13 protein-coding genes are annotated in these 15,662 nt (G+C 39.9%); 10 read left to right on the forward strand and 3 right to left on the reverse strand.

What is annotated here, in order from left to right; translation table 11 throughout:
* The first annotated feature begins 78 nt into the window (after positions 1-78).
* Together PL11201_RS17375 and PL11201_RS17380 are read left to right on the forward strand one after the other, a co-directional pair.
* Positions 79-966: a DUF928 domain-containing protein gene (locus PL11201_RS17375; RefSeq protein WP_079680158.1), complete on the forward strand. Its 888-nt coding sequence runs from the start codon at positions 79-81 to the stop codon at positions 964-966.
* A 126-nt stretch (positions 967-1,092) separates the two neighbouring features.
* Positions 1,093-3,084: a ShlB/FhaC/HecB family hemolysin secretion/activation protein gene (locus PL11201_RS17380; protein ID WP_079680159.1), complete on the forward strand. Its 1,992-nt coding sequence runs from the start codon at positions 1,093-1,095 to the stop codon at positions 3,082-3,084.
* Here the strand turns inward: PL11201_RS17380 and PL11201_RS17385 are convergent.
* Both PL11201_RS17385 and PL11201_RS17390 read right to left on the reverse strand, forming a co-directional pair.
* Positions 3,081-3,236: a type II toxin-antitoxin system HicB family antitoxin gene (locus PL11201_RS17385; RefSeq protein ID WP_234996753.1), complete on the reverse strand. Its 156-nt coding sequence runs from the start codon at positions 3,234-3,236 to the stop codon at positions 3,081-3,083. The two genes, PL11201_RS17380 and PL11201_RS17385, sit on opposite strands and share 4 nt — an antisense overlap.
* Positions 3,237-3,691: 455 nt before the next feature.
* Positions 3,692-4,165, reverse strand: a complete 474-nt coding sequence (locus tag PL11201_RS17390; protein ID WP_079680160.1) for a hypothetical protein — start codon at positions 4,163-4,165, stop codon at positions 3,692-3,694.
* Positions 4,166-4,547: 382 nt separating this feature from the next.
* Here PL11201_RS17390 and PL11201_RS17395 point away from each other — a divergent pair, with 382 nt between their 5' ends.
* From PL11201_RS17395 to PL11201_RS17420, 6 genes are all read left to right on the forward strand, one after another.
* Positions 4,548-5,930, forward strand: coding sequence for an NB-ARC domain-containing protein (locus tag PL11201_RS17395; protein WP_079680161.1), 1,383 nt, complete (start codon positions 4,548-4,550; stop codon positions 5,928-5,930).
* A gap of 570 nt (positions 5,931-6,500) precedes the next feature.
* On the forward strand, positions 6,501-7,367 hold the full coding sequence (gene bchL / locus PL11201_RS17400) for a ferredoxin:protochlorophyllide reductase (ATP-dependent) iron-sulfur ATP-binding protein (protein WP_079680162.1): 867 nt from the start codon (positions 6,501-6,503) through the stop codon (positions 7,365-7,367).
* A gap of 36 nt (positions 7,368-7,403) precedes the next feature.
* Positions 7,404-8,879 carry a DUF5331 domain-containing protein gene (locus tag PL11201_RS17405; RefSeq protein WP_079680163.1) on the forward strand — a complete coding sequence of 492 codons (1,476 nt, stop codon included), beginning with the start codon at positions 7,404-7,406 and terminating at the stop codon, positions 8,877-8,879.
* A 119-nt stretch (positions 8,880-8,998) separates the two neighbouring features.
* On the forward strand, positions 8,999-10,405 hold the full coding sequence (locus tag PL11201_RS17410; protein WP_079680164.1) for a ferredoxin:protochlorophyllide reductase (ATP-dependent) subunit N: 1,407 nt from the start codon (positions 8,999-9,001) through the stop codon (positions 10,403-10,405).
* Between the two features lie 83 nt (positions 10,406-10,488).
* Positions 10,489-10,704, forward strand: coding sequence for a type II toxin-antitoxin system HicB family antitoxin (locus PL11201_RS17415; protein ID WP_079680165.1), 216 nt, complete (start codon positions 10,489-10,491; stop codon positions 10,702-10,704).
* Positions 10,701-10,925: a type II toxin-antitoxin system HicA family toxin gene (locus PL11201_RS17420; RefSeq protein ID WP_079680166.1), complete on the forward strand. Its 225-nt coding sequence runs from the start codon at positions 10,701-10,703 to the stop codon at positions 10,923-10,925. The genes PL11201_RS17415 and PL11201_RS17420 overlap by 4 nt, the downstream gene beginning before the upstream one ends.
* A gap of 202 nt (positions 10,926-11,127) precedes the next feature.
* Here the strand turns inward: PL11201_RS17420 and PL11201_RS17425 are convergent, their stop codons facing one another.
* Positions 11,128-11,703 (reverse strand): Uma2 family endonuclease, encoded by a 576-nt coding sequence (locus PL11201_RS17425; protein ID WP_079680167.1) that lies wholly within the window; start codon positions 11,701-11,703, stop codon positions 11,128-11,130.
* 64 nt (positions 11,704-11,767) lie between these two features.
* Between PL11201_RS17425 and PL11201_RS17430 the strand changes: the two genes are divergently transcribed.
* On the forward strand, positions 11,768-13,207 hold the full coding sequence (locus PL11201_RS17430; RefSeq protein WP_079680168.1) for a sensor histidine kinase: 1,440 nt from the start codon (positions 11,768-11,770) through the stop codon (positions 13,205-13,207).
* A gap of 144 nt (positions 13,208-13,351) precedes the next feature.
* Positions 13,352-15,592 carry a heavy metal translocating P-type ATPase gene (locus PL11201_RS17435; protein WP_369821848.1) on the forward strand — a complete coding sequence of 747 codons (2,241 nt, stop codon included), beginning with the start codon at positions 13,352-13,354 and terminating at the stop codon, positions 15,590-15,592.
* Positions 15,593-15,662: the final 70 nt, after the last annotated feature.

The raw sequence follows: 15,662 nt of genomic DNA on the forward strand, positions 1-15,662 counted from the left end.
AATTTTGCAGGAACATTAGATACAATAGTGATGTCGATAAATGCTACTCTCTATGCCCATCGGTAAGCGTGATTAATTATGGCTATGCCAATGTTTTTCCTCCACCGTGCAACCCTTGGACTAACGTTATTGTTGCAAATCGTGGTTGCTAATAGTTTGATTGTGACTGCCGCCCATTCAGCCTCTTTACCTCAAAATCGGGGAAATGAAGATAATCGGGTTGATTTTGGGAATGGGGAACGGGTTCAGCAACCTGAACAACCCAGCCCAAGTAGTGATTCACCGTTCACCAACTGGAATGCCTTTACACCACCCCAACGGGGAGTACCCGGGCGTCGAGAAGGGGGCGGCACTCGGGGTATCGGTTGTCCCAGTTCAATGACTGCGTTAATTCCAGAGTCTACAATGGGTCGCACCGCATCAGGTCAACCCGCATTTTTTCTTTATATTCCAGGGACAGTCGATCAAAAGACATTAGAATTTGAGATTGCAGATGAAGGGGATAAAACCCTTTACAAAACCACATTTCCCCTCAGCACCGATCGCCCTGGAATAGTAGGAATTCAATGGTCTGAGAACTCTAAATTCGCAACTTTACAAAACAATAAAAACTATCGTTGGTATATAGCACTAAAATGTAACAGTAGTGATTCTTCTAATGATATTCTCGTTAGTGGCTGGATTAATTCCGTTGCTTTAAGTCCTAATCAAAAACTTCAATTAGGACAAACGACCGATCCCTTAGAACGTTTAAAAATATATGCTAAACAAGGACTTTGGTATGAAACACTATCAACTTTAGCAACCTTGAAATTGAAGGATTCTGAAAATTTATCCATTGAAAATAAGTGGAACGATCTATTAAAATCTATTGGCTTTGATCCGGCTCAAAAACAAACTCAGATTGAAAGAGAAAAAGCTCAATCTATCCTCGATGCTCCTATTCTGAAAATTCAAACCAATTAGTAATCCCCGTCAACGGAAGTAGACAGTCATTGTAAACAAAAAGTTTGATTTTATTGTTTCCATGATTGACTGATTACTGATTACTGATTACTGTTAACTGATAACTGATAAAAAAATAGGCATTCTATGGGCAGGAGTGAAAATTTTACAAAATTTCGTCGCGGTGGGGTGATAGTTACCAGTACCCTATTGCTGCTTTTGTCCCTATTTTCTCGTCAAGGTCTTTCCCAAAACTCTCCAACCCTGATCTCCTCTGGAACAGAAACCCCGGAACCCCTGACCCCCGATGAGGAGATTCCAGTTGTCAAATCAATCCCATTCCTTTCCCCGACCGCTATAACACCCTCGGAACTCGCTGATATTCCTCCAATTCCTCCTCTACAAACCCTGAACTTGGCGGATTTCTCAGGACAAGGGGTTTCAGGAGAATCTTGTGATTTCGGGAATTGTCCCACTTTAGCCCAAGCCTCACCGATTAATATTCCCCCCCAGGTTCCCCAACCCGATCCGAATCGCGATCGCTTTTTACCCCGACCTCCGATTCCCCCCAAACCTGAACCCCCGCCAACTCCTGAATTAACCCCGACTCCGACCCCCGCCCCTACCCCATCAACGGATGAAACCCCGATTCCAGTTCAACAGATTAAGGTGACGGGTAGCACCATTCTCACCTTGGGGGAAATTCAAACCCTAGTTACCCCTCTGGAAAATCGTTCCGTTACTCTCACCCAACTACGGGAACTGGCCGATAAAATTACAGCTATTTATTTAGAACGGGGTTACATTACCTCCAGGGCGATTGTCCCTGAACAAACCATTAATAATGGCATTGTCGAGATTCAGGTGATTGAAGGAACCCTAGAAAATATTGAGGTGGAAGGAATCAAACGTCTCCATCCCTCCTATATCACCCGAAGGATTCGTTTAGGGGCCGCTAAACCCCTGAGTACGGCTGCCTTAGAAGATCAATTACGACTATTAAGAATTAACCCCCTATTTGAAACCGTAGAAGCCAGTTTAAGGGCGGGAACCCAAGAAGGCCAGAGTATTTTAATTGTGCGGGTTGTAGAAGCACCACCCTTTGGGGTTAGTTTGAATGTGGATAACTATTCGCCCCCGAGTATTGGTTCTGAACGCATGGGGATTAGTGTGCGTCATCTTAACCTCACAGGTCGCGGGGACTTCCTGGGACTGTCTTATAATACCACTCGCCTGATTGCCAATGGGGATTCAGATATTATTGATGCTTTGTATAGTATTCCGATTAACCCCATGAACGGAACTATACAACTGCGAGTTCAACCTTACCAAAATCGGATTACTCAAGAGCCATTCAACGCGCTGAATATTGAAGGGAAATCTCAACGGTATGAAATTAGCTATCGTCAACCAATTATCCGTAACCCAATCTCTGAATTAGCCCTCTCTTTTGGCTTTGCTTACCAAGACAGTCAAACCTTTTTAGATAATAACGGAGAACCCTTTGCCTCCGGGCCAGATAGTAAGGGGTATACTCGCACCAGTGTTCTGAAATTTGGACAGGATTATCTGATTCGGGATACGGAAGGAGCTTGGGCTTTGCGATCGCAATTTAGCCTCGGTTTAGATATCCTCGGTGCGACGGACGTCAGTACCCCCAACGCGGCGTTTTTAAGTTGGTTAGGTCAAGTCCAACGGGTACAACGTTTAGGGGAAAATAATCTACTAATTGCCCAGGGAGATATTCAATTATCGGCTGATCCCCTATTTCCCTCGCAACAATTTGTAATTGGTGGCGCGTTATCCCTCCGAGGATATCGTCAAAACGTGCGGGCTGGGGATAATGGCTTTCGGATTTCCTTTGAAGATCGGATTACCCTTGATCGCAATAAAGACTCCGAACCGGTGTTTCAACTGGCTCCATTTCTTGATTTTGGTGGGGTGTGGAACCATGACCGCAACCCTAACCAAATTATCGGCAAAACCTTTTTAGCAGGTGCAGGACTAGGATTAATTTGGCAACCTGTTAACGGGTTAAATCTTCGCCTAGACTATGGGATTCCCTTAATTAGTATTAGCGATCGGGGTAATAATATTCAAGATGATGGGATTTATTTTAGTGTGACTTATACACCTTAATCAGTATCTTCTGGTAATGTCTCTCCTCTGTCTTGATATTCTTCCTGAATCATCTCAAAAACATAAACTAATTCAGATAAAGCTGCTTCTGAACTTTTTCCCCAAGCATGACAACCCGAAATTGCACCGAACGTAAGCGACAAATGTTCCATTATCATCAGGACGGGTAACAATCGTATACTCTTGTAAAATCTTCATGGCTATCTAATCACGCACATAATATCCAGAATTAGTTAATTCAATCCTATCTAAATCTAGGTATTTTGGCTACCATTAACCCCAAAAACCCGGTTTCTTCAAGAAACCGGGTTTTTAATCCCCAATGTGCCTGATCCAGTCTAATCAACTAGAGGGAAATTTTTGCATCCGTAGATACGTTACCACGAAAATTAGCATTCCAATGCTCTGCATTGGAACGAGGGAAGTATTACTCTTGTTGATTAATTTGAGATCCAAATTGAGGACAAAAATGTTTAGTAGCTAAGAAAAAACGAAAACTGACAAGGCGAAGATTAGCTCTATATGTTGCTGAACCTTCCTCTTGTTGAGACGGTTTTTTAGATTCAGATTTAATAATATCTTGGTAAGATTGACCTGATTGAAAAGTTCAGTTATAACGTGAGGTAGGTTGCAATTCAGGACATAATACTTTGCTTATAGATCGTCCTTTCTCTATCCACTCAACACTGAGAATATCAGATGGAATATTTTTTAAAACCATATACTCAGAGACAACAGAACTCGCTTTCGTACCTGCTTCTCTATTAGTTAGTCCTTGCGCTCTTGCTTCACAATAATTATCTGCATATAGAGTTGCAGTTTGATCAAAAGCTTTTGCTAATTCCTCTTGAGTTAAAGTTTTATTTGAATTGGTACTAGCAGATTGAGGTTGAGGTATACAAATTCTATCTAAATTAATAACTCGCTCTGCATGATCAACAATAAAACAACCAGGATTTTCCTGTGCTATAGCAACATTTTGCTGATCAGAAGTTACTAAAATAGAAGTTGCTGATACACCCAGAAGTGAAATCAAACTAATTCCTGCAACTTTATTGAAACCGTTAAATTGATTAAGCATACGTTCTCCTTGTGTTTGAAATTTAGCTAGATAGAAACCCGAACATTTTCAATGTCTATAGTTTCTATCTAGCTAAGTTCAAACTTGTGTTAAAATTAGCTAGTTTGAATTAAAACTATTCAGATATTGGATAGCGGGGTTAAATCAAAACTTAAAACTATTTATTTGGGCTAATTCGCTCAGATAAATAATTATAACTCATCATTTTAACTAGGTATTATTATAGGATAATTTGTGATTCTGTACAGTCGGAAAAAGTCGGATTAAGTCGGGAATTTTATAATTTCTTTTTCTGTTAAAAAGTCGGAAAAAGTCGGAGAAAGTGGTTGAGGTCGGAAAAAGTCGGGTACAATAGAGACAAAACTAACATCTAACACAGGGTATGGACGTGCAAGAAGTCCTCAGACTAGCGGATCACTTGGTTTTTACCAAGACGGGAAAGCGCCTAGATGATCTTCAAGAAGCGATATTAAGGGGGAGTTTAGAGAGCGAAAAATACTCAAAAGTGGCGGATGCGTTTCACTGTTCTGAGGGTCATGTCAAGGATATTGCTTCTGATTTATGGAAAATTCTCTCCGATGCTTTAGGGGAAGAAGTGAGAAAATATAATTTACGTTCGACTCTGAATCGGCAAAAATATTCTAATTTCCTAAATTTTGCTAAAGATTCTGTACAAATTAATCATATTAATGTTTGTAATGAACCTCCTTTATCCTCAGATGATTCTGTTACGCCTAAAAATAATAAAAATCAACCTTTATTAAGAGTTAATTTAGATGATGCACCGGATATTTATGAATTTTTTGGACGAATAGAAGAACTGGAAACTTTAACAGATTGGATACTCGAACAACGCTGTCGAGTGGTGATGCTTTTGGGGATGAGTGGGATCGGAAAAACCGCATTAGCGGTTAAATTAGTTCAAGAGATTCAACAACATTTTGATCTGGTAATCTGGCAAAGTTTGGAGACTGCACCCGCTTTAAATGAATTATTAATAAATTTACTGCAATTTTTATTAGATAAACCAGCAAATCAACTTCCGATCAATTTGAATGAACAATTGAGTGAATTAATGAAGGGATTGCGATCGCAACGTTGCTTAATTATTTTAGATGATTTTCAAACTCTATTTAATTCAGGTCAATTAGCTGGAAATTATCGACCAAATTTTGAGAATTATCGGTTATTTATTAAAAAAATTAGTCAATTCAATCACCAAAGCTGTATTATACTAAATAGTTGGGAATTACCAAAAGATTTAATTGAATTAAGAGGGAAAAATACAGCGATACATTATTTATTGCTTTCTGGTTTAGGAGAATCAGCAAAAGATTTGTTAAAAGCTCAGGGATTATCAGATATTGAAAATTGGAATACTTTACTTGATTATTATGGGGGAAATCCATATTTTCTAAATAGTATTTCTACAGTTATTAAAAATTTATTTGGGGGTAAAGTTTCTGAATTTTTAGACTATGAAACTTTATTTCTAGGAGAGGATTTAACGGAAAGTTTGACCCAACAGTTTAATCGGTTATCGGAATTAGAGCAAAAAATTATTATTCATTTAGGACAAATTCCTAATGGGATTATGCTATCAGAGTTTCAATCTAATCTAAAAATATCTCATTCAGATGTATTAAAAGCCTTAGCTTCTTTAGGACAAAGGTGTTGGATTGAAAGATTAGAATTAGATAATAAAACCTATTTTACCCTTCAACCGATGCTGAAATATTATATAGCGAGTCTAAATGAATTGTAAAAAATAGGGATCAAGATATTTTGAAGATATCATTTGTCCTGGAGGTACGCCCCAAAAACCCGGTTTCTTCAAGAAACGGGTTTTTGATCTGAAATTTTGCAAAAATTAACATTTAACCGGGTTAGTTTTGATCCAGGAATTTTTAGGGTGAATAATCAGTAAAATTGCTTAGTCCCGTGAGCCGAAAATTCCTGAATTACGATGGGATACCAGAGTCAATGATCAGTCTTTAACTGATGACTGATTAGGGTCAGGGGTGATGATCACGATAAATTTTGAAAAGCTGTATCTAGTCCTATTTTATTTTTTTTGCTTATTGTAACTATTTTTATAAAAAAAATAATATAAAAAATTAAAATAATGTTAATTTAGGGCTTAAAATAGCTTTTAAAGATATAAAATTGAAATTAACTTTTTAATCAACCCTCAAACTTTAATTTAAAGCCCGATCTATTAAAATCACCCCTTTCCTTTCTGGGGCAGTTAGACAATAATGGCTGTATCGAATCAAGAAAAGCACTGCTATGGCAGTCAAGAGTCTTTAACAAAAACCGATAAGGAGAAAAAATCGTGAAATTAGCAGTCTACGGTAAAGGCGGAATCGGTAAATCAACCACAAGCTGTAATATTTCTGCCGCTTTAGCCAAACGGGGTAAAAAAGTCCTGCAAATTGGCTGCGATCCCAAACACGACAGCACCTTTACCCTCACGGGGTTTTTAATTCCCACGATTATTGATACCTTGCAGGAAAAAGACTTTCATTACGAAGATATTTGGCCAGAAGATGTGATTTACAAAGGCTATGCCGGGGTCGATTGCGTGGAAGCGGGGGGCCCTCCGGCGGGGGCTGGATGTGGCGGTTACGTCGTGGGAGAAACCGTCAAACTCCTGAAAGAACTCAACGCCTTTGACGAATACGATGTCATCTTATTTGATGTTTTAGGAGACGTGGTTTGTGGTGGTTTTGCCGCCCCCCTCAACTATGCCGACTATTGTGTGATTGTCACCGATAACGGTTTTGATGCCCTGTTTGCCGCCAACCGCATCGCCGCCTCAGTCCGAGAAAAAGCCCGCACTCACCCCCTACGGTTAGCTGGTTTAATTGGCAACCGCACCTCGAAACGGGATTTGATTGAAAAATACATTGAAACCGTCCCCATGCCCGTGTTAGAAGTGTTGCCATTAATCGAAGATATTCGGGTTTCTCGGGTCAAAGGAAAAACCCTATTTGAGATGGCCGAAACCGATCCCTCCCTCAACTATGTCTGTGACTACTACCTGAATATTGCCGACCAACTATTATCCCAACCCGAAGGAGTCGTCCCCCAAGACACCCCGGATCGGGAATTGTTCTCATTGTTATCAGATTTTTATCTAAATCCGAGTCAACCCCTTGTTCAAAGTCACGATCCTGAGCTAGACCTGATGATGGTTTAATATGTCTAGCTATCTCAGGATGAGGATATAGAGGTTATGGCTTTCTTCAAAGACTTTTCCGTCGCACTTAAAGATAAGTGGTTGCAATATTACCAGGCCAATCGGGATTGGCTGGTGCTGCAAATGGATTTGAATTCAATCCCGACCCCAGATGGCGGTCGAAGACCTGCCTCATCCCTCATTTTGGGAACGATCAACGCCCTTGACCCCGAGGCAGCCCAATTGATGTTGCCATTTTCGAGGCTCAATCCCGATCCCGAAAAACTGATTGAGGTATTAGGGCTAAATTTTGACCCGGATTTGGCGTTGGGTGGTAGGTCTACATCGGAACAGCCTGCAACTGTTGTGGTTCAAGCCCCAACTTCTGTTCCCGTTGCCCCAGGTTACTCTCCCTCAACAGAAATACCTACTTCCGTAGCTCAGGCTGTCCCTGGATATCATCCTCCGGCACCTCCAGAAACAGCGAGTTTAGAGGGGGACATCACCCCGGCACAAAAACTCAATGTTGCGGGTGCTGTGGCGGTTGCGGCGGGCGCTGCTGCGGTTGTGGGTGGGGCTGCGGTGATGGAGGAAACCCTTGATGACTTCGATCTCGAAGAAGAAGAAATCACCATCGATGATGATTTGGACATGGGGGATCTGGATACGGATGTCGGTGAGGATCTGGATTTAGATATCGACGCAGAGACAGCTACCGCAGCCGAGGAAGACTTTGATTTTGGGTTGGGGGATGAATCAGAATCTCTGGAGACTGATGACCTAGATATGGACTTGGAGTCTGATGAACTTGAATCCGATGATTTGGATATGAGTTTGGAATCCGATGAACTTGAATCCGATGATTTGGATATGAGTTTGGAGTCCGATGAACTTGAATCCGATGATTTGGATATGAGTTTGGAGTCTGATGAACTTGAATCCGATGATTTGGATATGAGTTTGGAGTCTGATGATTTGGATATGAGTTTAGAGTCCGATGAACTTGAATCCGATGATTTGGATATGAGTTTGGAGTCCGATGAACTTGAATCCGATGATTTGGATTTTGGGCTAGAGTCGGAAACAACATCGGCGGAATTGGACATCAATACCGACTCGGATGTCTGGGGAGATGAGGTTCAGACGGAACTGGGAGAAGATGATGGTTCGACTAATGAGCTCGATCTGAGTTTAGACTCCTCCGATGAGATTGGTTTAGGGGGAATGGATGATTTTGGGTTAGAAGCGGACGACCTCGGTTCAGACGAGATCGGCGAGTTGGAATTAGGAGATACGGATTCCGGTCTGGATGATGATCTCGGTGATTTCGGGTTAGAAGATAGTTCCTCCGATGGCTTAGGCTTCGATACTGGAGGCAATTTAGATGATTTGGGATTAGGAGATGATGATTTAGGGGAGTTTAATCTCGATGATATGGGGGATTTAACCACGGGAGATATGGATGATATCGATATCGAAGGGTTAACTGGTTCTTCCGATGATGATGAAATTTCCCTGTCGGATTTTAAATAATTTCCCGACTTAGTTTCCTAATCCTTAATCGGGTTTGGACTTTGGATCGTGCCGATTCAAAGTCATAGATATTCTTGTCAAATTTTGAGTACAAAACATCCGATTAAGAGGAGAACATTATGACCGTTGCTCAACCACAACCGGAAGGTTTAAGCTTTGAGTGTGAAACCGGAAATTATCACACCTTTTGTCCAATTAGTTGTGTCGCTTGGTTATACCAAAAAATTGAAGATAGTTTCTTTTTAGTAATTGGGACAAAAACCTGCGGCTATTTTCTGCAAAATGCCATGGGGGTGATGATTTTTGCTGAACCCCGTTATGCCATGGCAGAATTAGAAGAAGGGGATATTTCCGCTAAACTCAATGATTATGATGAATTAAAGCGGTTGTGTTTACAAATTAAACGCGATCGCAACCCCAGTGTGATTGTTTGGATAGGTACTTGCACCACTGAAATTATTAAAACGGATTTGGAAGGGTTAGCGCCGAAATTAGAATCTGAACTGGGAATTCCGATTGTGGTTGCCCGGGCTAATGGGTTAGATTATGCCTTTACTCAAGGGGAAGATACGGTATTAGCAGCCATGGCCGCCCGTTGTCCCGATAAAGCTCCGGTGGCAGAAACGGAGAAAAATGAACGGAATGCCATTCAAAAATTAATGAATTTTGGCAGACAAAAAGAAGATGTGGCTCAAGAAGAATCGGAATATGCGAATCATCCGCCGTTAGTTTTATTTGGTTCTTTACCCGATCCAGTTGTTACTAATTTAACCTTAGAATTGAAGAAACAGGGGATTAAAGTTTCCGGGTGGTTACCTGCAAAACGTTATACAGAATTACCTGTATTAGAAGAAGGGTATTATGTAGCAGGAGTTAATCCGTTTTTATCTCGAACTGCCACAACATTAATGCGGCGTCGTAAGTGTAAATTAATTGGTGCGCCGTTCCCCATTGGCCCCGATGGAACTCGGGCTTGGATTGAAAAAATCTGTTCTGTTTTTAATATTGAACCCCAGGGTTTAGATGAACGGGAAGCGCAAATTTGGGCGAGTATGGAAGATTATCTTCAAATTGTTCGGGGAAAATCGGTGTTTTTCATGGGGGATAATTTATTGGAGGTTTCCTTAGCCCGGTTTTTAATTCGGTGTGGGATGACTTGCCCAGAAATTGGGATTCCTTATATGGATAAACGCTATCAAGATGCGGAGTTAAAACTATTAGAAAAAACCTGTCATGAGATGGGTGTTCCTCTGCCAAGAATTATGGAAAAACCGGATAATTACAATCAAATTCAACGAATTTATGAGTTAAAACCGGATTTAGTGATTACCGGAATGGCTCACGCTAACCCCTTAGAAGCCCGGGGTATTAATACTAAATGGTCGGTGGAATTCACCTTTGCCCAAATGCACGGGTTCACCAATGCACGGGATATTCTGGAGTTAGTGACTCGGCCGTTACGTCGGAATAACAGTCTCAAGGATTTAGGTTGGGATAAGTTAGTTAAGGAAGATGCAAAGGTTTAATTGATAAAATTAGCTAAAATCCATCTATGATTATAGGGGCAAGACAAGACTTGCTCCTATTTTGGTTTACTAGAGGTTAGAAAATGATTAAAGAATTTAATGTACTGATTGAGAAAGATTCTGATGGTTATTTTGTGGCATCAGTTCCTAGTTTGAAAGGTTGTCATACACAAGCAAAATCCCTTGATGAGCTTATAGAACGGATTCAAGAGGCGATAGAACTTTGCCTAGAATTTGAAAATTCTGAAAATGAATCATTAGAGTTTATTGGTATTCAGAAAGTTTCAGTGCAAGTATGAGTAAGATACCTAGTTTGACAGGAACTAAAGTAATCAAAACTTTACAAAAAATAGGTTTTGTTATTGCTAGGGTGAAAGGTAGTCATCATATTCTGATTCATCCTGATGGTAGACGTACTGTTGTACCTGTGCACTCAGGTGAAACGATAGGAACTGGATTGCTTTCTCAGATTTTGCGTGATTGTCAGTTAACAAAAGACGAATTTAATAATTTATTATAATTTAATTTTGGCTTATTATTATGTTATTTAACGATGATGAACTAACAATTTTAGAGTTTTTAGATCCTGATTCTATTAGTGTTTAAACTCGACCACTGTTAACTAATTTCAAAGAATTTTCAATAGAAGAAACCTTAGAATTAAAAAGTTTAGAATTTTTAAATTAGCCCACATTGTAAGCAAGTTTAGATTAGATTTAGAATTAAAACTCAACTTTATCATAAATATCAGCAACGGCAATTTCAAAAGATATCGAGTTAAATACTAAGGTTTCATTGCTATTATTATACTCCATAAATATCCAGTGTTTCTGATCGGTTTTATAATAATGTTCTATCTGAATATTATATTGATCAATCAAAATATATTCTTGAAAAGTGGGAAGGGTGCGATAGGCGGCAAATTTTTCGTCTTTGTCGTAGTTTCTGGTTGATGCGGATAATACCTCTACAAGAATTAACGGATTTGTAATAGTATCTTTTCTCCCTTCTTGGAGTTGAATATCACCCTGAATTACCATAATATCAGGATAAGTATAGAGGCATTTTTCAGGAATCCAAAGACGTTGATCAGTAACAAATACGCGATAGGGTTGACGCTTGAGAGCAAAATTCAGCGTCGCGTAGAGATTACCAGTAATTTGATTATGATTGGGAGTTCCACCAGTCATGAGTCTAATTTCACCGTTAATATATTCGTGGCGTTCTGAAGAATTAACTTCAAAATCGAGGTATTCTTCCAGAGTAGAAACCTTTTTTTCTTCAACTTGTGAAATCATTGTATTTTTCCTATCCTACAATAGAATTGTAACCTATTTATAGAGTAGCAAATTTTTTTAACTTATGTTTCAAGCCACCCGACGACGGTTAGCGATTTGGTATACCGCAGTTACCGCTATTTTATTGTTACTATTCGCCAGTGGATTTTATTTCTATGTGAGAAATACCTTAATTGAACGGATTGATGATACCTTAAATCATGTTGTGGAGGTGGTGGAACGTTCTTTAGTGATTGAACCCGTAACGACTCCTCCAGCCATGTCTCCGGCGGTTTTAGGAGGTCAATTTCAAGTGAATGTTGAAGCCAGTTTTAGAAATAATTTGAACACCGTTGAAGATGATCATATTGATATTGAATGGTTTAGTCAAACAGGGGAATTATTATGGTCTACTTTTTCTCAACCTTTAGATATTTCGCTTCATCCGAACCGCAGTGGGGAAACCGTACATATTTCTGAAGATAATAATGTTTCAGAAATGATTTTAAGACAAGTTACAGATCGGGTGGAAATCGGACGACAAGTATTAGGCTATTTGCGAGTGAGTCATCCTTGGTTTGAAGTTACAAAACCCATTCAACAGTTAATTTTTGATTTGGTTTTAGGCACAATTTTAATGTTAATTGGTGTGGCTACTATTGGCTGGTTTTTATCGGGTTTAGCCATAGAACCGGTGCGGGATTCTTACCAACGGTTAAAACAATTTACCGCCGATGCGTCCCATGAATTAAGAAGTCCGATTGCGATGATTCAAACCAATGTACAAGTGGCTTTAGCTGAACCTAATTTATCCAGTTCAGAACAACAACAATTACAAGTAATTGAACGAATTACCCGCCGTTTAGGTCGGTTGGTAGATGATTTATTGTTTTTGGCAAGACAGGATAGCGGAATTGTTCAACCTCAATTTGTTTCTCTCCCCTTGGATGGGTTATTAATGGAAGTAGTTGAAGAACAAACGGCGATCGCAACTCAAGAAGGAATCCAAATTTCCTTAGATTTTATTCAGGATATTGAGGATAGTATTGTTAATTCAGATAGTCATTATTCCCAGGAAAATGAACCCTTTACTTTAGAAGGAGATTGGGATCAATTGGTGCGATTATTTACGAATTTAGTCAGTAATTCGGTACAGTATACTCCTGCTGGGGGTGAAATTAAAATTGAATTAAAATATATAACTAAACCTAAGCGACAAGCTACATTAGGAAAGGTGACAGAATCCTGGGAAAAATCAAATTCTCTCTTGAAATTTGAAGGATTACAAGTTATAATAAAAGACACAGGAATTGGGATTCCAACTGAAGCATTACCTAATATTTTTGATCGGTTTTATCGGGTTGATCCCTCTCGTACCCATCGCAATAGTGGGGGGTCTGGTTTGGGTTTGGCGATCGCTCAAGCTATCGTGGAAAACCATCACGGTCAAATTTATTTAGACAGCCAAATTAACCAAGGGACAACCGCTACAGTCCTTTTACCCCTGCATTCTAGCGGGTTATAGGTGATGGGGAAATTAATTTTCCATTCCCCCTTGACACTCCAGTGGAGAGGAGACTTTAGAATAAAAGTCAAGAACATTGCACCACTCAACTGAACTCAAAAAGGAGTTTCAACCGTGAAAATAAGCTATTTACGATTAAAAGGAATGGGGTGCGCCTCCTGCGCTAATACCATAGAAACAGCGATTCAAAATGTGGCTGGGGTGGGGATTTGTCACGTTAATTTTGGGGCGGAACAAGCAACAGTTGAATTTGATTCAACTCAAACAAGTATTGAGCAAATTCAACAGGCGGTTACGGATGCGGGATATACGGCTCAACCCATAGAAGATACAACATCTGATCTTGAAAATAGTGAAAAAGATAATAGAGAAATTGAGAAAAAGTTAACCCAAAAAGTTTTAATTAGTGCCATTATCAGTGTGTTTTTAGTCATCGGAGGATTACCGATGATGACGGGTTTAAATTTACCCTTTATTCCCCCCTGGATGCACAACCCTTGGTTACAATTAATCCTCACTACGCCGATTTTATTTTGGTCGGGTCAATCTTTTTTTCTCGGAGCTTGGAAAGGGTTAAAACGTCATCAGGCGGATATGAATACCTTGATTGCCGTAGGAACAGGGGCAGCTTATTTGTACTCTGTTTTTGTTACCTTTTATCCGCAATTTTTCCTGAATCAAGGGTTATCGGCGGATGTTTATTATGAATCGGCGGTTGTCATTATTACCTTAATTTTACTGGGGCAATTATTGGAACATCGCGCCCGGGGAAAAACTTCCGATGCGATTAAAAAATTAATGGGATTACAAGCTAAAACTGCCCGGGTAATTCGGTCTGGAGTAGAAATTGATCTCCCCATTGAAACTGTTAATTTGGGTGATATTATTCGGGTACGTCCCGGGGAAAAAATCCCCGTTGATGGGGAAGTCATTGAAGGTAATTCTACGGTAGATGAAGGGATGGTGACGGGGGAAAGTATTCCCGTTGAAAAATATCCTGGGGATGAAGTGATTGGAGCTACAATTAATAAAATGGGAAGTTTTATATTTCGAGCTTCACGGGTGGGAAAAGATACGGTATTAGCCCAAATTGTGCAGTTAGTTCAACAGGCCCAGGGTTCAAAAGCGCCGATTCAAAAATTAGCAGATCAGGTTACAGGTTGGTTTGTTCCGGTTGTAATTGCGATCGCGATCACAACTTTTATTCTCTGGTTTAATTTAACGGGAAATCTAACTTTAGCTATTACCACAACCGTTGGGGTTTTAATTATTGCTTGCCCCTGTGCATTGGGATTAGCCACACCGACTTCTGTGATGGTTGGAACGGGTTTAGGGGCAGAACATGGGATTTTAATTAAAGGAGCCGATAGTTTGGAATTAGCCCATAAAATTCAAACGATTGTATTAGATAAAACCGGAACCATTACCGCCGGAAAACCTACCGTAACCCACTATATAACAATTGGAGGAACAAACAACGATCATGAATTAAAATTATTACAATTAGCCGCAGCGATTGAACAGCAATCGGAACATCCCTTAGCAGAAGCAATTGTTGAATATGCTAAAACTCAGGGGGTTGATTTTCCCTTACCGGAAATTAACAATTTTCAAGCCTTAGCTGGAATGGGAGTTCAAGGTTATAGTTCGGATCAGTTAGTACAAATTGGAACCTCTCGCTGGATGGAAGAATTAGGAATAAATACGGAACTTTTACAACAGTATCAATCAAGTTGGGAGTCGGAAGGAAAAACCACGACTTGGATAGCAATTAATGGGAAAATAGAAGGATTATTTGCTATTTCAGATGCACTAAAACCGACTTCAAAGCCTGCAATTCAAGCCTTACAAAAAATGGGGTTAGAGGTAGTAATGTTAACGGGAGATAATCAAAAAACAGCCCAAGCGATCGCCTCGGAAGTGGGAATTAAACGGATCTTTGCAGAAGTTCGTCCCGACCAAAAAGCTAATATCATTAAATCCCTGCAAACTGAACGGAAAGGGCAAAAAAAACAGTATCAAATTGTGGCAATGGTGGGGGATGGAATTAATGATGCTCCCGCTTTAGCTCAAGCGGATGTGGGAATGGCGATTGGAACTGGGACAGATGTGGCGATCGCGGCGAGTGATATTACCTTAATTTCAGGGGATTTAATGGGGATAGTTACGGCGATTAAACTGAGTAAAGCTACCTTAAATAATATTCGCCAAAATCTGTTTTTTGCCTTTATCTATAACTCGGCGGGAATCCCAATTGCAGCAGGAATTTTGTATCCTTTAACCGGTTGGTTACTCAATCCCATTATTGCCGGAGGAGCCATGGCATTAAGTTCAATTTCTGTTGTTACGAATGCGTTAAGATTACGTCAGTTTAAACTGAATTAATTTCTAAAAAAAGAACGGGAAATAGGTAATGGGTAATGGGTTTTGGACTAATAACTGGTAAGGGCGGGTT

This window comes from Planktothrix sp. PCC 11201, from assembly GCF_900009135.1.
Taxonomy (GTDB): domain Bacteria; phylum Cyanobacteriota; class Cyanobacteriia; order Cyanobacteriales; family Microcoleaceae; genus Planktothrix.